This is a genomic window from Hydrobacter penzbergensis (assembly GCF_900106985.1).
Classification (GTDB): Bacteria; Bacteroidota; Bacteroidia; order Chitinophagales; family Chitinophagaceae; genus Sediminibacterium; species Sediminibacterium magnilacihabitans.
On the sequence record NZ_FNNO01000008.1, the window covers coordinates 79,656 to 102,061 of the forward strand.

The window sequence follows — 22,406 nt, forward strand, 5'->3', positions numbered from 1 at the left end:
AACGTATGAAACGGTGTATCGGGATACTCAGCGTGGCTCTTTTGCCTTTATGTGTGCATGCGCAGGGCATTTCCAATGGAGAGGGCTTGCAGTACATACTGAACCAATTGTACAAGGATATGATGCCCCTATGCAGAGGGCTCATCAGTTCGGCCCGGTTGATCGGTGGATTCGGGGCGCTCTGGTACATTGGCTTACGAATTTGGAGGAGCATTGCCAATGCGGAGTCGGTGGATGTATATGGGCTCATGCGCCCCTTTGTACTAGGTTTTTGCATCCTGATCTTTCCTTCGGTGATTGACCTGATCAATGGCATCTTGCAACCTACCGTGAAAGGCACGGCCCAGATGGTCAAAGGATCAAACGAAGCGATTTACAAATACCTGCAATTACAAGACAGCAGCACTTCGGGTTTCGGAGCGCTCAATCCTGCCAATTGGATCAGGGCTGCCATCCAACAGTTACTGGAATTCGTGTACCAGACCATTGCGCTACTCATCAATACTATCCGCACTTTTTATCTCATCGTGCTCGCTATTGTCGGACCCATCGTGTTCGGGCTATCTATTTATGACGGATTTCAACACCTGGTTACCGTCTGGCTGGCCCGTTATATCAATGTCTTTCTCTGGCTGCCCGTGGCCAACATCTTTGGCGCTATCATCGCCAAAGTGCAGGAGAATATGATTGCGGGCAACACATTCAGTGTGCCTATTGCCGGGCAACCCCTTACCATGACAGATTGGGCGTATATGGCTTTCCTGCTTATTGCGATCGTTGGTTATTGTACGGTACCTTCTGTGGCTGGTTATATCGTGAATGCCGGCGGTGGTAACGCGCTGCTGAATAAAGTGAGCTCTGTTGTTGCTACCGCAGGTAAAGCCACCTTCAACAGCGTCAGCTCCAGCATCAGTGCTGACAGCTTTGGTGACCAGGCTTCGCGTATGAATAACAGTATGAGCGACAATGGTGTGTCCAACGGCTATTTCAAAGACAAACTGAGCGGCAAATAAATGTTCAAGCCTACACAAAATATCGATACGGCTTTTCGTGCTATGCGCCTGCTGACTATGGTGATTGTAATTGCCAGCTTGTTCGTCAATGTTTATGCGATCCATGAGTCTAACCGGCTCGCTGCCCGGATGCAGGAGCGCGTATATGTGCTCGCGAGTGGTAAAGCCATGGAAGCCCTGGCTGGTAATCGCAAAGACAACCTGGGGGTGGAAGCAAGGGATCATGTTGCGATGTTCCATACCTGGTTTTTCAGTCTTGATCCGGATGAGAAGGTCATTCAAGCCAATATCAAACGGGCCCTCTATCTGGCAGATGCTTCTGCCAAGCATCAGTACGATGACCTAGCGGAAACAGGATATATCGCAGGCATTATCTCTGGCAATGTCAGCCAGCAAATCACTGTGGACAGCATTACGCTAAATACCATTGCGGAGCCTTATGTGTTCAAGTGTTTTTCAACACTTAAGATTATCCGGCCTACATCCATTGCTACGCGTAACCTGATCACGCAGGGCAGCTTACGCGGCATCTCCCGAAGCGATCACAACCCGCATGGATTTCTTATCGAAAGATGGGAGATCACCGAAAACAAGGACCTTAAAATCGAAAACAGATGAACCAGATCATACGATTCCAAGCTTATCAGCGCAGGCAGCGGTTTTTGCTGATACTGCCGTTATTGATAGCACCCTTTATCACGCTTGTTTTTTGGTTGCTCGGTGGTGGAACAGGCGTTCAGCCAGCTGTTGCAGGCCGCAAGGGTGGATTTAATACGCGGCTTCCCGGCGCACTTGCAAAAGAGGATGCTGCTGATAAAATGAGTTTTTATGCGGTTGCGGCAAGAGAAGCTGCCAGGCGATCGGAGCAATTGCGGATGGATCCTTATAGGAAGGATTCTACCATAGAAGGAGGCGCCTTAAGCCCTTCACAGATAGTTGCTGCAAAACCATTTGATAGGTCAACGCCAGATCAAAGCATCTACGACAGAAAGGTAGCGGCCATCCAGCGACAATTGAGCATCTCGCCTAAGAAAGAGGAAGAAAGAATGGATCGACCGACCTTGCCTATTGGTAAGCTACAGTCGGTCAATAATTTTATCCCGGATCCGGAAATAGAATCCATCAACGCTACACTAGACAAATTGCTTGCTATACAGCAATCGAATAAAAGCGTTGTCAAGACCGACAATGAGAAAGGACTTACTGTACTACCTGCAACGGAAAATGAAGCTACTTATTTTGGCAAGTCACCATCGACTATTATGAAGCCTTCTTTTTACAGCGATGAGATAAAAGCAGTGCTCCACGTTACCGCTATTCCTGCTGTATTGGCCAGTACGCAGGCGGTACAAAATGGGACTGTCGTAAAGCTGGAATTGAACGTACCTGTTGTAATCAAGGGTATTCGTTTGCCTGCTGGGGCAACTGTCTATGGCGTTGCGACTATTGAGGGGGAGCGGTTACGGATTCATATCCCTTCCATCAGGTATGGTGATCAACTACTACATGTATCCTTGTCGGTGTATGACTTGGATGGGCTGGAAGGCATCTGCACACCTGGTTCGCAAGAGTGTGAAGTGCTTAAGCAATCAGCGGACAATGCTATCCAATCTAACGGATTTGCTGGATTAGACTTTTCATTGAAAACACAGGCCGCCGCCACGGGTATTAGTGCTGCGAAAAACCTATTGTGCAAAAAAGTAAAACAGGTGCGTGTAACGGTAGCTGCTGGTTACCGGGTACTGCTCCAGGATCATCACGCTTTATAAGATGAGAGTTATTGTAACTATATTATTTCTGGCGGTCTTTCTTGCAGTAAGGGGACAATCCTCTATTCCATCCAGGAGTTTACAGGTGACGGTTAACAAAACAACCAACCTGATTTTCCCGGCAGCCATTGCCTCGGTTGATCGTGGCAGTGAACGGATCCTGGTGCAAAAATCAACCACGAATATTCTTCGTGTGAAAGCGGATTCCATATTTAGAGATACCACTAATCTAACGGTGATAACATCGGATGGCAAGCTCTATTCTTTCCTGGTAAACTATACCGCTGCTCCTGACACACTCAATTTGGATTTAAGTACAGGAGCATTGGCTAATATAGATACTGCATGGGAGGCCCTTGCCGAAAAAGTACTACAAATGCCCAGTCACCTTTATGGGGTACGGTATAGCTCAGGTAATGTACGGCTCTCTGTTGCTGGTATTTATACCACTGGCGAAGTGATTGCGTGCAAGCTTAGAATCGAGAACGCTTCAACACTTTCCTATGTGGTAAGCCGCCTGATTTTTACTGTTGTCCAGCATCACATCAGCAAAAGAGGAGTGGTGCAGGAATCGGAAATAGTACCCTTGTTGGAGCGATCGATGGGGATGCTCATCAGAGAGAAGCAATCCAGTGTGCTCGTAGTCATTCTTCCAAAGGCGGCGTTGGGCACTGATCAAGCCTTGCAAATCCTATTGAAAGAAAAAGATGGTGATCGGCATTTGTTTTTACGAATCCCTCATCGATACATCATCAATGCAATCCTAATTAGATAATAAAAACAGATTATTTAACACCATAATAAATATGTTATGAACATGGAAAACCTACAATTTTTGAAAGACAACATTAAGTACAGTGGCTTTGGAGAAGCCCTATACGGCGAACTGGAAAAAAACATCCAGTCAAAAAAGAATGATTTTCAATTGCATTTTGCTACGCAGGTGAATAATCGGCCTTTTGATGCCATCCTGCATTTTCGAAAATCGAACACTTCCGAGATGTATTTCTTTAATCGCTACGTTGCATCGGTTGAAAAAGCCAATGGTGAGAAGCTAGAACAAAGCTTTTCGATCGACAAGGGCAAAGGCGTGACAGCCAAAGAAGCGTATAATCTGTTACAAGGACGTGCCGTTTATAAGGAACTAACCAATTCTAAGGGCGGGGATTACAGAGCCTGGATGCAGCTTGATTTTGATAAGAAAGATGAAAAAGGGAATTATGCGGTCAACAAATACACGGATAATTATGGATACGATTTGCGCGAATCCGTAGCAAAGTTCCCTGTATTGGAACTGGACGGTGGTGAAAAAGAGAAAGAACTGCTTCGCTCGTTGGAACGCGGCAATGCCCAGGCAGTATCCATTGATAAGGACGGGGAACCTTTAAAAGTATTTTTAGAAGCCAACCCGAAATACAAGTCTGTGAACGTGTATGATGAACATTTCAAAATGATGAAACATGAGAACTTGCCTAAAATAGAGCGGCTGACAGAGAAGCAATCGGCGCACGAAAACACACAGATGAACGGACAGGCCCAGAAGCAAACAGGAGAAAAGGCTATTCACGGAAAAAACGTCAAGCAGGGCAGGGCAAAGAAGACTGATAAAGGAAAGGCGATTGAAATGTGAGAGAACAATTAATCAAGTAGTATGAATACACAAAACATAGCCACCTTGTCTGCGATGCTCATCCGGGCTGGTTTTGAGGAAGGGATCGGTTACAGGTTGCTGCAAAGAGTCTGTTTCACCCCGTCCAGTTTTACCCTTTTTGAGCGGCTGAAAAAAAATAAGGATACGCTGACCTGTTCGTTGCATTTCGAGCGACAGGGCATGGAATACGTCTGCGGGTATTATGATGTTTCTTTGATCAAAGGGATCGTGTTGCCGGAGCGAACGATCGATGGGATTGATTTGGAAGAACTGGATAAGGCGATGGGGCAGATCGATTGGTGTTGCCAGGCGGACGGATCTCAATTCCGGCTGGACGACCCTGACAGCTGGGCGCGGGAGAAAAATATCTCCCAGATCGTGAGTCAGCTGACAAAATTATCTGCGACCGTCGAAGGAAAGCATTTTGCCGACGCGCTCAGGCTGAAACATTGGATGGACGCCGGGCTCGAAGACCTGGTAGGTAACCTGAACGTAATCAGGGCGAGGATAGAGATCAGCCAGCGCGTGTATTTTATTGACGGAGAAGGTATTCCGATAGATGAGGTACACCGCTTCCTGCTCAACCGGTGGATGGAAAAGAAGATGCAGGCGAACCGCAGGGAACGGGCGAACGAGTCCAAAGATGGTGAAGTGGCATCGCCCGGCGAAGAACGTGGAAAACAGTTTTCCAGTAAGAAGAGAAAGACAACAATTAAAAGAATCGGGCAGGAAAGATGAGTGAGTTTGAACAACTATCGGCGTTCTATGAAGCCATCGCAGAAGACAACCGTATAGGAGCCTATCATATCAGCCTATATATTACACTCGTGCGCCTGCGAAGCCATGCTGGCTGGCAAAATATGATCACGGTCTACCGTAGCCTGGTCATGCAGGAAGCTAGGATGGGCCGAAAGACTTTTAATAAATGTATGAACGACCTGTGCGAATACGGTTATCTCAGATACGAGCCATCTACTAATCCCAAGGGAGGCTGCAAAGTTTATTTTAACAAGCTATAAGAAGAAGTGCGTATGGAAACCTTTGTTATTCCGAGCGAATCGGATATCAGGAAATGGGTAAAGGAAGCGGTGAAAGAATCACTGGAAATGGCTAAGCCAAAGGAGGTGCTCGTTACCAATACACAGGAGGCATTGATAAGCCGTAAGGAAATAGCAACGCGGCTGGAGATATCATTGGTAACATTAACAGGATGGGTTAAGCAAGGCCTTCCTTCACATAAACAACAGGGACGCGTTTACTTCTTGTACAGCGAAGTGATGGAATATATTGCGAAGAAGAAACCGAAGAAAAGGTATGACTGGATATAATCTATGCGTTACTAGCACGATATTTCAATAGCAAAGATCCCCTCTGGTACAACTTGTCGATAAGGGTTGAAAATTCCAGTCCTGCGTTCTCTTTCAGTTCTTCGATCAGCAAAAGACGAAAGCGTTGAATCAGTGTTACAAAACTATATCTCAGCTTCATCTGCGATTTGACGCTTGAAGAACCCTGATGCAAATAGAAATTTCGCTGTGAGTATGCTTCTTGTAAGATCTGTTTATAATACTGTGCTGATTTTTCGTAATCTTTCGCCGTCAATTTATAATCGTAGTAGGCAATCAGTTCCTGAATAAAAGGATAGCTCTCCAGTCGCAGCTGATCTGGTACTTTCCCATCCAGAATTTCTTTAATCATAGCCTGGCTTTCCTGCAGGGTAAAAGTCACCCTATTGAACGGCATATTGAAAAAATGAATTGCCTTGCTCATTTCCTCTATAAAGATTCCAGTCCTTGTTGGCAAATCTCCAGTCAGCATTATCACAGATACTTTCTCCATCAGCTCATTTTCCCGCTTGTAATCCTGCATCAGCGTTTCCAGATAGTGCCAGTAGCCGGGCACGCTATTCTCAGCATGAGCCGATACATAAAGTGATTCAAAACTCAGGAAATGCCCCTTCGCTACACTGTTGACATTTGCGAGTGCTTGAAATGGGTTTAGATTGATCTTTTCTAAAATTGTTTTACTCTCATGGGCTTTGAAGTTACGCGAACTAAATGCATCTGCGATATATTCCCCGTTCTCAATTATATAATTGTATTGGGAATCGAGAGCAAATTCCCGATCCAATTTCATCGTCACAAACTTCAATTCCTGCTTGATTTGACTTCTGACATCTACAATGGCGGTTTCCGAGTCATAATAGTCAACTGTTACTTTGGTAATAAAAAAATTAGAAGTACCCTTAAAAAAATAGGGGCATTCTTTTCTATGTTTTGTTAAATCCTTGTGTCCACGACTGAAAAACTCCACTTCATTGTACCTGAATTTAACATTTCGCGCGAGGCTCATGCCAAACACTTTGTAATAGTAGCTGACTTTATAAACCGGCAGTTTCATAAAGTCTTCGATAGCTGAAAATTGTTGTTGAAGCGTTCGATTTTGCAAATAGCTCTGTTTTTCTTCTATCGTTGTGATGTGGCTGGGAAATGGGTAGGTGTTGATATCACTGTCCAATATCCTGCCGAATACCGAGCCGACGAATTCTTTTCGTCTCCCCAAAAAAATGCATTCGGATACAAGTATCCGGGTGTATGCTTTGATACCTTCTCTGTGTTTCTCCAAAGGACAGGGACAAACTAAATAAGAGATGATGCAGTTCAGCGAGTAGGTGAACATGGCTGCGTTTAACTCTTCACGGAACGCACTGATCAAAGAAACCCAATTTTGATAATTGTCTGTGAGAGCCTTTTTGGGTTTACCCCCTTTTTTCTCAATACTGAGCCAATCATTAAATAGCTGCCTAACCGGAGCGTACGTTTGGAACTGGCTTAAGTAAACGTCTTCATCCGCGAGCATGGGATGCAAAAGATAACTTCGGACTGCTATTTCGCAATTGCTAAAATTGTTCTTTAATTGGTAGAGGATTTTGTCCGTCAGTGCAAGCGGCGTTTCGAGTTCAAAATCGATATTTCTACCCAATTGGGAAAGATATAGGTAGAAGTAATCGACGAAGAAATTGGCTTTCCGATCAACGAGCTCATTTTCATTAGTCAGGCGTCCTATCATAGATTCTGGAACAGCAGTTAGATTATGTGATACCTGGGGCGAATATCCAAGTTAACCATTTCTAGGTCTCGTTGAGCAGTTTTGCTCTAGCATGTGGTCACAATCTGTGACCACATCGGATATTTTTCACTTTTTAAAGCCGATTCGCTCCCGATCCTGCCACTTCTTCTCTTCGGCTTTCTGATCTAGCAGGTTCTCGATGGCATCATAAATCTGGCTTAGCTGGACGTCGTGCTCACTTATCTTTTGCTGCAAATCCCTCAATTGTTCTGTGATTCCGCGGTGGTCGAGCGCAAATTTTCTAAGGGCAATGAAGGCTCGGACGATGGCAATGTTCATTTTCCGGGCTTTTGGACTTTTCAAGACGCTTGCCAGCATCGTCACCCCATGTTCGGTAAAAGCGTAGGGTAGAAATGCCGAACTGCGGTGTTTTTGGGAACCGGTCACAATTTGTGACCGGTTAGTGTCCGGATCACCAGGACTGTGGTCTAATTGAATCGTTATTTCATCCCATTCCTGTGACGTTAGCCGGAACATAAAGTCGTCCGGGAAATTATCGACATTTCGTTTGATAGATTGGTTAAATACCTTGGTTTCTACTTCATAGAGTGCCGCCAGGTCAAAATCGAGCATTACTTTATGGCCTCGTACTTCAAATATTCTTTGTTGAATGCTTATAAGATTCATTTTTGTGTTTTTATAGGTGATAGGTTAGTTGACGATCCGCATTTTCACAACTTTGGTGGTCTGGAAGGCGGTTAATTTGCCAGCCACTTCCTTTTTCATTTCTTTTTCAAAGCTATCCAGGTAGTTTTCAGTTGTTTTCTTATCGGTATGACCCAATGATTCCTGAATAAATTCAGTGCTTACCCCTGACCTTTTTAGCACAGTCGAAAACGTGTGCCGGGCAACGATGTTGGTCACTCTTTGCTCAATTCCTAATTCTTTGGTGATAATTTCCATCCCTTCATTGATATATGTACGGATCATGGTACACAGATCCCATTGCTCCAGAATATTCAATCCTTTCCGCATTAAGGGGAAAATATAATTGTCGGGGTCTTTGCCTGGATTACCCCATTCATTGATAATTGCCTGCATCGGTTCTGATAAATACACCGTAATAGGCATCGGGTTGCCCCTGGTCGTATGCTCTGTTTTGGAACGCTCGAAAGTCAAGTATTCTCCATCAATATTTTTATATTTCATGTGGATCATGTCTTTGGTATTCATGCCGTTACCGAGATAGCAGAACATCCAATATGCTTTAGCTTTTCTCGCTTTGTACATTTCGGGGTGATGGTTAAAGATTTTTTCTACAACATGGAGAGGCAAAGCTTTCTTTACTTTTTTTGATGTTGGCAGCATATACCGCCTTCTTCCGAAAGGATAACAATCCTCACGCCGAATGATTTTTTTGTCGATTGCTTCATTGAATACAGCTCGCAGCGACCTTAATAGCACGCCAACGGTTGATTTAGATGAACCTTTTTCAACCATCCAGTGTTCAAATCTCACTAGGTAGGTAACTGTAATTTCTTCGAAGGTGACGTTTCCGCCGAATTTCTTCAACCGGTTATAGCTGTCCTGATATTTCAAAGCCGATCCAATACGATTCTGTTTTAATAGGTTTTGGATGTATTGAGAATAAGTGTAAGAGATATGATCTCTATCGGGATGTATCTCGGTCAGAATACTGAATCGTTTTTTATAAGGTTCTATATTCAGTTGGCTATCAAGCGATTCGTAGTTTTCCTGCTTCTTTTTCCTAGCTTTCAGGCAGTGATTACCGCCGTAGATTTCAAACTCGAATTTTTCAAAGGTGAAGCCTTTCATTTCGCTGCAAAGGGTTTCGGCTCGGTTTCGTAACGTGTTCAGCCGGTCGCGTATCTCACGGATTTCTTTGCCGGGATGGGAGGCATCGCATTTGTTGAAATCCTCTTCGGTCATGTCATAAATAGTCTGGAAATCCCGGCTTATTCCTTTGTAGGTTACGCGAAGTTTAACCGGGTAGGTTTCCGTTTTCTTGATCCTTCTTTTGTCAAGAATGATAATTGGTGAGGCTGCCATAATTTTCGTTTTTCGTTTTCGCCCTGTCACATTCACATCAAAAATTTGCAGGTCGTTTGCAGGTAAACGGAGAGTAAACCGGCATTTTTCACGAAAGACGAAATTAAGCAGTATCTTCACAATAGCCTGATATTGAGGCTTATAAGCTAAAATTGATAAGGTTGAATTAAGCCGAATTAGGCCCTGAAAAATTCTTAAAATCCTGTTCGCCGAAACGCGAGTACGGGTTCGATTCCCGTCTGGGGCACATCGCATCAATAAAGACTCTTGTAAATAAATTAATTACAAGAGTCTTTGTATTTCGGGGGAATGATGAACGGAAGGCTACAAGTCCGCTGACGATGCCCATTCCAAGTCCAAATTTGACCCGGATGGCCTATCTTTGTTGTATGGATAAGCGCAGCCATTGGGATCATATCTATCGGCACAAGACACCGGCTCAGCTCAGCTGGACCCAGGAAACGCCCGCCACCTCCCTCGATTTCATCGACACTTTCCGGCTCCCCCGAAATGCCCGGATCATCGACATAGGCGGAGGCGAAAGCCGGCTCGCCGAGTTGCTATTAGAAAAGGGCTACAAGGATATCACTGTCCTGGATATCTCGGAAGAAGCCATCAAACGCGCGCAAGACCGGCTCGGTGAAAAAGCCGCTCTTGTACAATGGATCGTTGCCGACATTGCCGACTTCGAGCCGCCGCACCCCTATGATCTTTGGCATGACCGCGCCACCTTCCACTTCCTTACTACTGCACCCCAAGTATCCAACTACCTTGACCATGCTCGCACCGCCCTCCCTTTAGGCGGCTACCTCGTCATTGGCACCTTCTCGGACAAAGGACCGGACAAATGCAGTGGTCTTCCTGTCCACCGATACACGGAGGAAACCCTGTCCGGGGAACTACACAATGGCTTCAACAAAATCAAATGCATCACCGAAGACCATGAGACGCCCTTTCACACCGTGCAAAACTTCCTCTTTTGTTCCTTTAAACGCGCATAGCATCTCGAAGTCGGTCATCCTGGTAAGATTCGGGAGATGTTAAACAAATTTGCCGTATCGGGAAAAATAACTCAATTGTATTGTTAAGAATATTAAGGAATAAACTGAGGAAAAGCCGGTTGTCATACCAGTGCAACCTAAAGTCTTTCGCCGAAAGTTGGATCCTTTTGTGTAGCCAGTCATCTACCGGGTCGTACAGGTGTATTACCAATCGTTTTGAAGGTTTGTAAGAGGCTCCTGATGTCCGATATATCCTGCGTTGCTTCGATATACTCTACCTGGTAACCGTTTGATCGAAGATAAACTTCATAATACTTCATCGATGCCCGGTGAAAAGCTATTAGGAAATACGATGGCAGCGGTAGTTAAGCGTAAAATGTTGGATACATAAAGATTATTGGGAAGCAGGCCTGTTCAGGCGCTCATAATTCCGAATGGTTATCCTGCCCGGGCGCAAGGCATGCATCATATTATAAAGACCAAAGAAGGTTCTGTTCAGGTAGATGAAATGTTTCGAACCCCTGTTGGTATTCATAGACCGAACCTGGCTCATGCTTGCATAGCGCTGCCCCATGGCAGCAATCGCTTCAAAAAAACGCTCATCGGAAAAATCAAAAAACTCTTCGTTAAAAGGGCGGGTAAACAAAGTCAGCATATCATGGAAAAGTGTGGTGAAGAAAGCTTTTTCCTCATTCGTGTCGCCCGGCAAAAGAATCTCCAGTTCATAGAGTTTTTCTTCAAAAAAGCGAGGGTTGTTGAGATGGCTGCTTATGGCCAATTCAAAGTAAGGGATATAAAATTCGGGTGGTATTTCTTTGATGCAGCCAAAATCAATGACAATCAGTTCGTGCGAAGCAGATACCAGGAAGTTGCCGGGGTGGGGGTCGGCATGGAGTCTTTTGAGTACGTGCATCTGGTACATATAAAAATCCCATAAGGTCTGTCCCAAAGCATGCAAGCATTCCGGCTCATTGTTGGTGCGTTGTACAAATTCAGAAAAATGTACGCCTTCCATCCAGTCCATTGTCAGAACCTTATCGCAGGAGTACTCAGGATAGTAACCGGGAAAACGAAGGCCGGGTAATTCCCGGCAATCGTGGGCGAACTGTCTGCTGCGCTCTAATTCGAGAAGGTAATCTGTTTCTTCAAGAAGCTTTTGTTCCACTTCTTCGAAATATTTTGCAGAGCCTTCTTTTTTTATGTGGAACATCTTCATGGCAATGGGTTTTACAATGGCCAGGTCAGACGAGATACTTTCCCGCACGCCGGGATACTGGATCTTCACTGCGAGCCGGCGGCCATTCTTCTCGGCCTGATGCACCTGTCCGATGCTGGCAGCATTTATGGCTTCCACAGAAAATGTATCGAACAGCGCCTCCGGATTTTTACCGAAGTATTTACGGAATGTTTTCTTTATAAGGGCGCCTGAAAGCGGCGGCACAGAGAACTGCGACAAAGAAAACGTTTCAACGTAGGCCTGGGGCATGATGTTTTTCTCCATGCTGAGCATCTGCGCTATTTTCAATGCAGAGCCCTTAAGTGTTTTCAGGCTGTCGTAAATATCGAGTGCGTTGTTTTTGTGCAGTTGCTCTTTTGCTGTTTCTTCATCTTCGAGAGATATCCTGCTGCCGTAATATTGCAGGTAATTGATACCAACTTTAGCGCCGGCTTTTAATAAGTTGCCTACCCTTTCTATTTTTCTTTTCGGTATCTTATCTAGTGTTTTCATATCGTTCTCCTGGCTGGTGTTGCTCGTTAAATGGCAGGGACTTTTTCAGACCAAAGAAATTTTCCCAGGTCGAAGAATTTACCCAGTATAGCAGTATTGATGATTTCAAAACCAAGTTCTATGGATTTTTCTATGTACATGTCTGTCTTCTCAAAGCCGGGTGACCGGTCATTTTTCCAGAATTGCAAGACCGACAGAAAGTGCGCCCATATGAGCTCTGTTCTTGTTTTTTCGCTTACCTGTTTGAGTTTTCCGGGCGCGTTGGCAATGAACCCCTGCTCCTTGAATCCAAGCGACTGAATATAAGTATTGAATTGACGGTGTAAAGGTCGCAGTTGCTGCAGTTTATTGGTCAGGGGAGCGCGGAGCAGGTGTAATACCAGGGAGCGGTTCAGCGTCAGGTTTTCGAAAAATACAAAGTAAAAGTGAAGTAGTTTTTCTTTCGGGCTCATGGCATCGTAGCCATCGGTTTGGATTACCAGTTCAAGGGATTGCTGAAAGAAGTACACCAGGTACTCACTTTCCAGAGACTCAAAACTGGTAAAATAGCGATAAAAATGGTCTTCGCTGATCCCCAGCTTTTTTGTGAACTGATAAACATTTACCGGTGGTTTGCCCTCTGTTAACAAATGATCGCTGTAGTGCTCCATCAGCTCTTTTTTGTCAATTGTTTTCTTTTTCATAGCGCATTTTTTTAATGGCGCTCAGGTGAATTTTCCGGAAGCCGGGATGAACTTTTCAGGTGATGAAGCTGCGGAAAGGTTGGGGTGCGCCTTTTTTGATGATTATTTTCGCTTGTAAAATTAGACAGAAATAACATTATAGCCAAAATAAACTAATTTAGTAGAATTTATTTTTAATATAAATTAGACAAAAGTATCCCCTGGCATTAATGATTGAGTTGTATCAGTGCATGATTCAATACAGAAGCAAAACTTACCCATAAGAGATAGGTTATCTGGATATAGGCAGCAACACGGAAGGCTACACAAATTATGTAAAAATGTCTAAGAATTAGCTAAATTTGTTAGACCGTTTGCAAGGGGCAACAACTCTGTTCTACAATCAAACAATGGTTCAATCACATTTATGAAATCTTATTTAGTCGTTGGGGGTTCTTCCGGCATTGGCAAGCAGATCGCAGAGATGCTCTACATGGAAGGGCATCGGGTCTTCGCCACTTACTGCCGCAATAAAAAAGAAAGTAAGGATCGTTTATCCTACCATTACCTGGATGTTACCTCCGATGAGGTTGATTTTGCTTTTCTTCCCGCCAGGCTGGATGGCGTGGTATATTGTCCCGGTAGCCTGAGACTGAGACCATTCAACCGTACAGCGCTGGCCGACTATGAGGCAGACTATCGTTTGCAGGTAGTGGGTGCCTTGAAAGTACTACAGCATGTGGTTCCCCTGATGAAAGAGAACGGAAGAGGGTCAGTGGTATTGTTCTCCAGTGTGGCTGCCGGCCGGGGTTTTCCCTTTCATGCAAGTGTTGCAGCCTGCAAAGGAGCCATTGAAGGGTTAACGAAGGCATTGGCCGCAGAGCTGGCACCTGTGATCAGGGTTAACTGTGTAGCTCCGTCGCTCACCAACACCCCGCTTACCGCAGGCTTGTTGAATTCAGAGGAAAAATTGAGGCAGCATTCGGGCAGACATCCGCTTCAACGTGTGGGCGAAGCGCAGGATATAGCGGCGGCGGCGATGTTTTTACTGGGCGATCATGCCGGTTGGGTCACTGCCCAAACCATGCATGTTGACGGAGGCTTATCGGCTATTGCGCTTCCCTGATTACATGGCAGCACTTTAACCTTTAAAAAGACATACTGCCTGTAAGCGTTAATTCTGCTGTTCTCTGCGTTACCAGGGAATTACTTTCCCATCCCTGAAAAACTGACCGGTGGGCCCGTCAGCCTGCAATGAGGCAGCCCACACGATGCCGGCAGCTCCCTCGCTAACAGGCCTGGCGCCCCAATTTTCGGTACCGGGGTAGGTGGCCACAAAACCCGGACAAACCGAATTTATTTTGATACTGTCTGCGGTGAATTCACGGGCGCATTTTATCGTAAGCCCATTGAGTGCCAGCTTGGAAATTCCATAAGCAGGTACGCCGCCGGGGTTGACTGCCATCCCAAAAACTTCATCTGAGAAAGATCCGGCGCCGCTTGACACATTTACAATACGAGGGTTTGGGCTCTTGATGAGTAAGGGCTTAAAAGCTTTGATCATACGCCAGGCTCCCATCAGGTTGGTATCGAGTGCATTTGCTACATATTCCATATCTGTACCCAGCACTGTTCCTCCCTGGTCATAATAGCCTCCTGCATTGTTCACAAGCACATCAAGCCTTCCAAAATCCAGCTCCACCTGCCGGGCAGCTACTGCAATGCTTTGCTCGTTGCGGACGTCGATGGCAAGCGCTTTCAGATCATGTGGCGCAGCCAGTTGCCTGGCTGTTTCCAGGTCCCTGGCCGTAATAATTACTTCAAAGCCTTTATTCTTTAACTGTTTTGCCGTTTCCAGGCCAAGGCCCTGTTGCCTGCTGACGCCGGTGATGAGTGCAAGTTCCATGAATGATATTTTTATATTGATTGATTAATTGGGGGTAAGCCGGAGAGCGCTTAAAGGGGTATTATTTTTTGTCTAAATTTATGATAAATTTAATAGACAATAAAATTTAAAGGGTCCACCATGCCGCTGAAAGATCGAAAGCTCCTGCCTCAGAAGTTATGTATCGTTTGCAGGCGTCCTTTTCCTGGCGAAAAAAATGGCAGCATAACTGGACTGAGGTCAAATATTGCAGTGATGCGTGCCGTAAGCTCAGAGGTAAAAAGAGCTTATAAAAAAGTAAACAGATCGCCGGGTTCTTTTAACCAATGTATATGATCACTGACAGGTGTTGTGTTGGAGTTAAGGGTACTGCAGATGAGCAATTGACAATGCTGTTTGTGCGCTATTTTACCAAGATGTTCCGCGTGCTGCAGGGCATCTGTTACAGATGTCAGAAAGGTCAGCATGTGCGTAGCGCGGCCATGCTGCGCGGCAAAGTCGAGGCTATCATAAGGCAAATCGCGTCCGAGATAGATGGTAGATAACCCCTTGCTTCTGATGATATAATCGCTCAGTAGAAGTCCGATCTCGTGCATTTCTCCGGGTGGCAGGAACAGCAGGAAACGTTTGGATAGATCACTTGCGCATGGAAGGGCGTCCAGGGCGGACTGGATTTTTCGTTGCAGGAGATTGCTGGCAAAATGCTCTTGCGCAGGGGTGGTGTTACTGGTAGTCCATAGTACGCCCGTTTTGCGCAGGAAGGGGTAAATAAGTTGCAACATAGCCTCATACAGTCCGAATTTGATGATCATCGAAGAGATGATTTTATCGAACGTATTTTCATCAAAAGACAACATAGCAGCTACCATATTGTTGATATGCGCCTGCATGGGTGCGTCAATCTGCGCCTCAGTGGCTTTCAGAACAAGACTTTGCAGTTCTTCTTCAGGCAATGCTATCAGCCTGGAAGCTTTATGTCCCAGTGGCAGAAGGGTAGCAATATTGAGCAGGCGGCGTAGCTGGGTACCATCATAGTAGCGTATATTGGTTACCGTACGGTGTGGCAGAAGGGCACGGTAGCGTTTCTCCCACGCTCTCAGACTGTAAGCGCTGATGCCGGTTAGGTATTCAACCTCTTTGATGGAGTAGTGTTCTGTAACGCTCATACGGCACTAAAGTAAGACAAAATTATTTTTTAATGGCTTGTTATTTTTTTATGACTAACTTTTTTATTTTTTAGTTAGACAAAATAGGGCTAGTTTTATGCTTTAATATTACCCAAAACATCATGCAAATTCAGTATCAAAGAGCTTTAGCCGGTCAAATGGCGTCCGTTTCCGGTGAAGAAGATCATTTTTCCAGCGGGTCTCAAACGCCATTACGTCCGGATGCGTTTGCCATGAGTGCAGAGGAAAAAGTGCACGATATTGCCTACCATTTCAGATCTATCATGCATACGTTGGGATTGGACCTGAGTGATGACAGCCTGAAGGATACTCCCATGCGTGTAGCTAAGATGTATGTGCGGGAGCTGTTTTCCGGGCTCGACCCGGTAAATAAGCCGGCCATCTCGCTGTTTAACAATAGCTATGGTTACGGTCAGCTCCTGCTCGAAAAAAATATTCCTTTTGTTAGTCAATGTGAGCATCATTTTGTGCCGATTCGCGGCAAGGCGCACGTTGCCTATTTTGCCGGCGATAAGGTCATTGGTTTATCCAAGCTCAACAGGATCGTAGATTATTTTGCCAGGCGTCCGCAGGTGCAGGAGCGTTTAACAGTACAGATTGGGCAGGAGTTGCAGCAGGCACTCTCCACCGAGGACGTAGCTGTTATTATTGATGCCGAGCATATGTGTGTTTCCATGCGGGGTATCAGGCAGGACGGGTGCAGCACCGTTAGCTCTTTTTATGGAGGACGTTTTAACAACGCATCTGTAAAAAATGAATTGCTGCTGCAGTTGAAATGATATTGCTATTTCTGGTTGAATATCAGCCTGTCTGTCCTACTTTTGAAGGAGTGCCATCAGATGATCACTTCCTTATATAATGCAGATATTCATCATTGTATTTTTTATTGCCTTACTGATCGTATTCATTACAATCATGAAGGTCAATACATTCCTGTCTTTTTTGGTAGTGTCTTTGCTTGCTGGCATGACACTTGGTATACCGTTAAATCAATTAGGTAATTCTGTTAAAACAGGCATTGGAGATACTGCCGGGTCATTAACAGTGATCATTGTACTGGGGGCCATGCTGGGTAAGCTGGTAGCCGAAAGCGGCGCTGCTAAAAAGATTGCGTCTGTATTGGTAACTGCTTTTGGTACAAAACATATCCAATGGGCATTGATGATCACCGGGTTTATTGTGGGCATCCCATTATACTACGGCGTTGGATTCATATTGCTGGTACCGCTTATTTTTTCTATCGTTTATCAATACAAATTACCCGCTGTTTACATTGGTCTGCCCATGCTGGCGGCCTTATCCGTTACGCACGGCTTTTTGCCACCTCATCCGTCGCCCGTAGCATTGGCTTCTTTATTCAAAGCAGATGTGGGACTTACCCTGGTGTATGGTTTGTTGGTAGCAATACCCGCTATCATTATGGCCGGACCTGTTTTTGCAAGAACGCTGAAGAAAATAGATACCGCGCCGCTGGAGTTGTTTCAGCAGCACGAAAAAGATGCGTACCAGGAACCTGGCATTGGAAACAGTTTCTTTGCCACTTTACTGCCGGTATTCCTTTTGATATTGCTTACCATTATACAACACAGTGCCAGCAACGCTTTTGCGGGAAGCGCACTTTTCGCTTTCATCAGCGATCCGTCTGTGGTGATGATCGTTTCATTGGCTGCAGCTACTTATGCGATCGGCATAAGGCAAGGCATGAGCATGAAACATGTGATGGACATCTATGCCCATGCAGTGAAAGATATAGCCATGATCTTGCTGATCATTGCGGGATCTGGCATCTTAAAACAGGTGATGACCGATAGTGGTGTAAGTGCCGAGCTGGCTGCTGCATTACAAAAACTACCGGTGCACCCATTGGTGCTGGGTTGGTTGATTGCGGCGTTGATACGCGCCTGTGTTGGCTCTGCAACGGTTGCGGCATTAACAGCAGCGGGTGTGATTTTACCACTCATGATGCAATCGCATATCAACCCCAACCTGATGGTATTGTCGGTAGGCGCCGGCAGCCTGATGTTCTCGCATGTGAATGATGCGGGCTTTTGGATGTTCAAAGAATATTTCGGTCTCTCAGTAAAAGATACCTTACGTTCATGGTCTATCATGGAAATGATTGTTTCTGTAGTTGGACTAACAGGCGTATTGGTATTGAACCTATTCATAAAATAAAACCTCATTGATATGACAACCGTTAATGCAGATGAAAAATTGAAAGCGCTAAACCTCACACTGCCGCCTGCACCGTCGCCGCTGGGCGTGTACAAACCTTGCCTGGTTGATGGCAAATATTTGTACCTGTCTGGCCACGGCCCTGTTCAAAATGATAAATCATTGATCATTGGCCGCATTGGCGCCGATATGGATATGGAAGCCGGTAAACTGGCCGCACGCCAGGTAGGATTAACCATGCTGGCTACCATTCAAGCGGAACTGGGCAGCTTGAATAAAGTAAAGCGCGTGATCAAAGTATTGGGTATGGTCAATTGCACACCCGATTTTAAACGGCATCCTTATGTGGTCAATGGCTGCAGTGAACTGTTCGCTTCGATCTGGGGAGAAGAAAATGGCATAGGGGTCAGAAGCGCTGTTGGATTTGGTTCTTTGCCGGATAACATACCTGTTGAGATCGAGGCTTTGTTTGAATTAGTATAAACCATTGTTACTTCTTTTAAAACCCCACAAATGCATAATCGTTACCTGGCAGATGTAACAGGGATAGATTCTCCCGCATTACTCGTATATCCGGCTATTGTAAAGGATAATATTCGCGTTGCCAAAGAAATGATTGGTGATGTTAATCGCTTGCGCCCGCATGTTAAAACCAATAAAACAGCAGAAGTAAATCAATTCATGCTGGATGCGGGTGTTGCCAAATTTAAATGCGCCACCATTGCGGAAGCTGAAATGTTGGGCAGTCTGCATGCACCCGATGTATTGCTGGCATATCAACCCACCGGCCCAAAAATAACGCGATTGATAGCGCTTTCAAAAGTTTATCCGGCTACAACATTCTCCTGCCTGATAGATAACCAGGCCAGCGCTTTGGAGTTATCCCGTGCAGCACTGGAAAATAATATTGTCATCAGGGTATTCATTGATTTAAATACGGGCATGAACCGGACGGGTATTCAGCCACAAGAGGCAGTGGCCCTGATCAAATATGCGAAGGAACTGAAAGGCATTCAAATAGTGGGCTTGCATGCTTATGATGGGCATATTCGTGATGCCGACCTGGCAACCCGGCAAATGAAAAGCGATGCTGCCTTTGCACTGGTGCAAACGCTGAAAGAACAGGTTGATCCGCTGTTCGATCATCCGCTCACCATTGTTGCAGGCGGTTCGCCTACTTATCCAACACATATCAAAAGGAGTGGGGTAGAGTGTAGTCCCGGTACATTTATATTTTGGGATTGGAATTATAAGCACCATGCACCGGAACAACCCTTTGAATATGGCGCCATCCTGATCACAAGAGTAGTGTCTGTGATTGATACTGTTACCGTTTGCGTTGATCTCGGACATAAATCCGTTGCCGCAGAAAATCCCTTGCCACGTGTACATTTTCTGAATGCACCGGAAGCAACACCGGTAGGTCAGAGTGAGGAACATTTGGTGTTGCGCGTGCCGGACAGTGCACAGTATCCCATCGGCACTGTGTTGTATGGTGTTCCTGTACATATATGTCCAACGGTGGCTTTGTATGAAAGGGTGCATGTTATAGAAGATGGGAGAAAAGTGGGGGAGTGGAAAGTAATAGCCCGAGACCGATTTATTCATTACTGAAAATTGCCGTATGTCTGACAAAAAAATACGATTGATCATAGATGCGCACCTGGATCTAAGCATGAATGCACTGGAATGGAACCGTAACCTGCGTTTGCCGGTAGCGGCCATCAATCAACGGGAAAAAGGAATGACCGATAAACCCGACAGAGCGAAAGCAACGGTGTCATTACCTGCCTTGCGGGAAGGAAATATCGGTCTGGTAGTGGCAACGCAGATCGCGCGTTATGTAGCTGAAAATAATCCTTTGCCCGGCTGGCATTCACCCGAGCAGGCCTGGGCTCAAACGCAGGGGCAGCTTGCATGGTACAAGACGATGGAAGATGCCGGAGAAATGGTCATGATCAAAAACAAAACTGCGCTTGATGCACATGTTGCTTTATGGCTCAACGATGAACCCAATGATCAAAAGCCCATCGGATATATTTTAAGCCTGGAAGGAGCGGATTCCATCGTTACACCGGCATATCTTGAAAAGGCTTACAGCATGGGTTTAAGAGCTATAGGGCCGGCACATTATGGCCCCGGACGCTATGCCAACGGAACAGACGCCACCGGGAAACTTTCGGCCGCAGGAAAAGAATTGCTGAAAGAAATGGATCGTCTGCAGATGATACTGGATGCAACGCATCTTTGTGATGATGCATTTTGGGATGCATTGTCAATCTATAAGGGCCCGGTATGGGCGAGTCATAACAATTGCCGTGCACTGGTGAACCATAATCGGCAGTTCAGTGATGAGATGATCAAAGCATTGGTAGAAAGAAAGGCAATTATCGGTGCGGCGCTGGACGCCTGGATGATGGTTCCTGGCTGGGTACGTGGCCAATCAACACCCGAGGGCATGAACTGCAATATGGCAAAAATGATAGATCATATAGACCATATTTGTCAGATTGCAGGAAATACTGCACATGTTGCGATTGGTACTGATCTGGATGGTGCATTTGGAAAAGAGCAATGTCCTTATGACCTCGAAACGATTGCTGATTTGCAAAAGATACCTGCGCTCTTACTACAAAAAGGATATAATCAAACGGATATCGACAATATCATGCACAATAACTGGTTACAGTTTTTGCGAAATGCATGGTCATGATGCAGGTTAATGCAATGCCAGTTTCATCATGATATCTGTTTGTTCGTCATTGCCTAGCTTGAAAATGTGTTTATCGAACGGCACCAATCCGTTCTTCTTATAAAAATTGATCGCCTTTGCATTTTCCTCCCAAACGCCCAGCCACAAATAATCGGCATTGCGCTCCCGGGCAACTTGTAGCGCTTGTTTAAATAACAGTTGACCAACCTGTTTTCCCTGATGCGCTTTCAGTACATAGATCCGTTCAATTTCAACAGCGTTGTTGTCTTTCTTTTCTGTTTGAGCCTGACCAAAATTGATCTTTAAGTAACCCAAGATGTCCGCGGTATCAGTGGCAAAATAAAACGCCGAATGATCATTATTTATTTCCTCTTTCAGTTTGTCATAATTGAATGCTCCATCCAGGTATATCTGCATGTCTTCTTCGGTATTCACTTCCAGAAATGTTTCCCTGAATGTTTGCATACTGATATTTCGTAACGCTTCAAGGTCGCTTATGGTTACTTTTCTGATCTCGATTGTGTTCATCTTGATATTTTCAAATTTATTAATATTGTTGCGATAGCGACATAAAGTTATCCATTGTTCGTGCATAGATTAGATGCCCCGTTTCATATTATCAACTTAATTTATTTCAATAACAAGATCATAACAGGTATATTTGGTTCTACTACAATTATGAATCATTTAGTTGGAGATTTTATTTTGTTTGCCTCCTTATTCGGGATACTCCTGTCACTTTTGCTTTTGTACTACATCAAGCGTTCCGGCAAGAGCAATATCTACCTTGCCATTTTCTTTTTTCTGAATTCCATTTATGGTCTTAGTGCTTATATACTGGCACACTCCGGATCGGCCAGGCTGTTGGCCCCATTATATGGTACCATAGCACCTTTGCTCTTTTTACTGGGACCTGCCGGTTTTTTTTATGTAAGAAGTGTATTGAGTAACGATCCGCGGTTGCGTAAATGGGATATGCTTCATTTTGTCCCGTTCCTTGTTCAACTGGTGAATGCGCTGCCTTATATTTTCACGCCCTACGCATATAAAGTGCAAAATGTAACCCAGCTGGCCAACGATATCGGCATGATTCCGTATGTAAAAACAGGATGGTTCATTACACCTATGGTGAATTATTTATTCCGGCCGGGGCATATTTTTATTTATGCAGTAGGGCAGAGTATTGTATTGTATAAATGGATGCGGAAAGATGAAGTGCTGATGAAATTGAAGGAGATTGTGATCCAGTGGTTATACCTGTTTACTGTTGTTTGCCTGATACTGTTCGGAGGCTTTTTTGCAGTAACGGTTTGGATTTATACCATGGAAGACAAATATGCAGCAATACACCTGGGGCGCCCTTTAATGAAGATCAGTTTCGTTCCATTTATTTTATTGAACGGGTTGATTTTTCTTTTTCCGAAGATACTGTATGGTTTGCCCAGGCGACGTGCATTCACGCACTGACTTTCATTCGCTGGT

The 22,406-nt window shown here is 45.0% G+C and carries 25 protein-coding genes; 16 read left to right on the forward strand and 9 right to left on the reverse strand.

Annotated features, from left to right (window positions below):
* The first annotated feature begins 5 nt into the window (after positions 1-5).
* From BLU98_RS10025 to BLU98_RS10060, 7 genes are all read left to right on the forward strand, one after another.
* Positions 6-1,013: a TraJ family protein gene (locus BLU98_RS10025; RefSeq protein ID WP_092723902.1), complete on the forward strand. Its 1,008-nt coding sequence runs from the start codon at positions 6-8 to the stop codon at positions 1,011-1,013.
* Positions 1,014-1,631, forward strand: a complete 618-nt coding sequence (traK, locus tag BLU98_RS10030; protein ID WP_092723903.1) for a conjugative transposon protein TraK — start codon at positions 1,014-1,016, stop codon at positions 1,629-1,631.
* Complete coding sequence (gene traM, locus BLU98_RS10035) at positions 1,628-2,782, forward strand: conjugative transposon protein TraM (RefSeq protein ID WP_092723904.1); 1,155 nt, start codon at positions 1,628-1,630, stop codon at positions 2,780-2,782. The genes traK and traM overlap by 4 nt, the downstream gene beginning before the upstream one ends.
* Position 2,783: 1 nt before the next feature.
* Complete coding sequence (locus BLU98_RS10040) at positions 2,784-3,557, forward strand: DUF8473 domain-containing protein (protein WP_092723905.1); 774 nt, start codon at positions 2,784-2,786, stop codon at positions 3,555-3,557.
* 42 nt (positions 3,558-3,599) lie between these two features.
* The gene (locus tag BLU98_RS10045) at positions 3,600-4,412 is read left to right on the forward strand and encodes a hypothetical protein (protein ID WP_139173883.1); all 813 of its coding nucleotides are present in this window, start codon (positions 3,600-3,602) and stop codon (positions 4,410-4,412) included.
* A gap of 21 nt (positions 4,413-4,433) precedes the next feature.
* The gene (locus BLU98_RS10050) at positions 4,434-5,171 is read left to right on the forward strand and encodes a hypothetical protein (protein WP_092723907.1); all 738 of its coding nucleotides are present in this window, start codon (positions 4,434-4,436) and stop codon (positions 5,169-5,171) included.
* Between the two features lie 293 nt (positions 5,172-5,464).
* Positions 5,465-5,761, forward strand: coding sequence for a helix-turn-helix domain-containing protein (locus BLU98_RS10060; protein ID WP_092723909.1), 297 nt, complete (start codon positions 5,465-5,467; stop codon positions 5,759-5,761).
* 1 nt (position 5,762) lies between these two features.
* Here the strand turns inward: BLU98_RS10060 and BLU98_RS10065 are convergent, their stop codons facing one another.
* The 3 genes from BLU98_RS10065 to BLU98_RS10075 all read right to left on the reverse strand — a co-directional run bounded on the left by BLU98_RS10065 (position 5,763) and on the right by BLU98_RS10075 (position 9,827).
* On the reverse strand, positions 5,763-7,502 hold the full coding sequence (locus BLU98_RS10065) for a hypothetical protein (protein WP_092723910.1): 1,740 nt from the start codon (positions 7,500-7,502) through the stop codon (positions 5,763-5,765).
* 126 nt (positions 7,503-7,628) lie between these two features.
* Positions 7,629-8,189 carry an ORF6N domain-containing protein gene (locus BLU98_RS10070; protein ID WP_092723911.1) on the reverse strand — a complete coding sequence of 187 codons (561 nt, stop codon included), beginning with the start codon at positions 8,187-8,189 and terminating at the stop codon, positions 7,629-7,631.
* A gap of 24 nt (positions 8,190-8,213) precedes the next feature.
* Positions 8,214-9,827, reverse strand: a complete 1,614-nt coding sequence (locus BLU98_RS10075) for a tyrosine-type recombinase/integrase (RefSeq protein WP_092723912.1) — start codon at positions 9,825-9,827, stop codon at positions 8,214-8,216.
* A gap of 134 nt (positions 9,828-9,961) precedes the next feature.
* Here BLU98_RS10075 and BLU98_RS10080 point away from each other — a divergent pair, with 134 nt between their 5' ends.
* A complete protein-coding gene (locus BLU98_RS10080; protein ID WP_092723913.1) occupies positions 9,962-10,573 on the forward strand; it encodes a class I SAM-dependent methyltransferase in 612 nt (203 codons plus the stop codon).
* Positions 10,574-10,752: 179 nt separating this feature from the next.
* Here the strand turns inward: BLU98_RS10080 and BLU98_RS18075 are convergent, their stop codons facing one another.
* The 3 genes from BLU98_RS18075 to BLU98_RS10090 are packed head-to-tail and all read right to left on the reverse strand — an operon-like array spanning position 10,753 to position 12,985.
* Entirely contained in the window at positions 10,753-10,932 is a 180-nt protein-coding gene (locus tag BLU98_RS18075) for a cryptochrome/photolyase family protein (RefSeq protein WP_371937863.1), read from the reverse strand.
* A 35-nt stretch (positions 10,933-10,967) separates the two neighbouring features.
* Complete coding sequence (locus tag BLU98_RS10085; RefSeq protein WP_092723914.1) at positions 10,968-12,302, reverse strand: ABC1 kinase family protein; 1,335 nt, start codon at positions 12,300-12,302, stop codon at positions 10,968-10,970.
* A gap of 26 nt (positions 12,303-12,328) precedes the next feature.
* Positions 12,329-12,985: a TetR/AcrR family transcriptional regulator gene (locus BLU98_RS10090; protein WP_092723915.1), complete on the reverse strand. Its 657-nt coding sequence runs from the start codon at positions 12,983-12,985 to the stop codon at positions 12,329-12,331.
* A 406-nt stretch (positions 12,986-13,391) separates the two neighbouring features.
* Here BLU98_RS10090 and BLU98_RS10095 point away from each other — a divergent pair, with 406 nt between their 5' ends.
* Positions 13,392-14,090: an SDR family NAD(P)-dependent oxidoreductase gene (locus BLU98_RS10095; RefSeq protein WP_092723916.1), complete on the forward strand. Its 699-nt coding sequence runs from the start codon at positions 13,392-13,394 to the stop codon at positions 14,088-14,090.
* Between the two features lie 69 nt (positions 14,091-14,159).
* On the opposite strand, the gene BLU98_RS10100 is transcribed toward BLU98_RS10095, so the two are convergent.
* Positions 14,160-14,870: an SDR family NAD(P)-dependent oxidoreductase gene (locus tag BLU98_RS10100; protein WP_092723917.1), complete on the reverse strand. Its 711-nt coding sequence runs from the start codon at positions 14,868-14,870 to the stop codon at positions 14,160-14,162.
* Positions 14,871-15,028: 158 nt separating this feature from the next.
* On the opposite strand from BLU98_RS10100, the gene BLU98_RS18080 reads away from it, so the two are divergent.
* Positions 15,029-15,142 carry a DUF2256 domain-containing protein gene (locus tag BLU98_RS18080; protein ID WP_371937845.1) on the forward strand — a complete coding sequence of 38 codons (114 nt, stop codon included), beginning with the start codon at positions 15,029-15,031 and terminating at the stop codon, positions 15,140-15,142.
* On the opposite strand, the gene BLU98_RS10110 is transcribed toward BLU98_RS18080, so the two are convergent.
* Positions 15,137-16,015 (reverse strand): MerR family transcriptional regulator, encoded by an 879-nt coding sequence (locus tag BLU98_RS10110; RefSeq protein ID WP_092723918.1) that lies wholly within the window; start codon positions 16,013-16,015, stop codon positions 15,137-15,139. The two genes, BLU98_RS18080 and BLU98_RS10110, sit on opposite strands and share 6 nt — an antisense overlap.
* Positions 16,016-16,173: 158 nt before the next feature.
* On the opposite strand from BLU98_RS10110, the gene folE reads away from it, so the two are divergent.
* The 5 genes from folE to BLU98_RS10135 all read left to right on the forward strand — a co-directional run bounded on the left by folE (position 16,174) and on the right by BLU98_RS10135 (position 20,924).
* A complete protein-coding gene (gene folE / locus BLU98_RS10115; protein WP_257574879.1) occupies positions 16,174-16,815 on the forward strand; it encodes a GTP cyclohydrolase I FolE in 642 nt (213 codons plus the stop codon).
* A 79-nt stretch (positions 16,816-16,894) separates the two neighbouring features.
* Positions 16,895-18,211: a gluconate:H+ symporter gene (locus BLU98_RS10120; protein WP_092723920.1), complete on the forward strand. Its 1,317-nt coding sequence runs from the start codon at positions 16,895-16,897 to the stop codon at positions 18,209-18,211.
* A gap of 12 nt (positions 18,212-18,223) precedes the next feature.
* The gene (locus tag BLU98_RS10125) at positions 18,224-18,694 is read left to right on the forward strand and encodes a RidA family protein (protein WP_092723921.1); all 471 of its coding nucleotides are present in this window, start codon (positions 18,224-18,226) and stop codon (positions 18,692-18,694) included.
* 30 nt (positions 18,695-18,724) lie between these two features.
* Positions 18,725-19,825, forward strand: coding sequence for a D-TA family PLP-dependent enzyme (locus BLU98_RS10130; RefSeq protein WP_092723922.1), 1,101 nt, complete (start codon positions 18,725-18,727; stop codon positions 19,823-19,825).
* Positions 19,826-19,835: 10 nt separating this feature from the next.
* The gene (locus BLU98_RS10135; RefSeq protein WP_092723923.1) at positions 19,836-20,924 is read left to right on the forward strand and encodes a dipeptidase; all 1,089 of its coding nucleotides are present in this window, start codon (positions 19,836-19,838) and stop codon (positions 20,922-20,924) included.
* Between the two features lie 6 nt (positions 20,925-20,930).
* Here the strand turns inward: BLU98_RS10135 and BLU98_RS10140 are convergent, their stop codons facing one another.
* Positions 20,931-21,452 carry a GNAT family N-acetyltransferase gene (locus BLU98_RS10140; protein WP_092724002.1) on the reverse strand — a complete coding sequence of 174 codons (522 nt, stop codon included), beginning with the start codon at positions 21,450-21,452 and terminating at the stop codon, positions 20,931-20,933.
* Positions 21,453-21,602: 150 nt separating this feature from the next.
* Here BLU98_RS10140 and BLU98_RS10145 point away from each other — a divergent pair, with 150 nt between their 5' ends.
* Positions 21,603-22,391: a hypothetical protein gene (locus BLU98_RS10145; RefSeq protein ID WP_092723924.1), complete on the forward strand. Its 789-nt coding sequence runs from the start codon at positions 21,603-21,605 to the stop codon at positions 22,389-22,391.
* Positions 22,392-22,406: the final 15 nt, after the last annotated feature.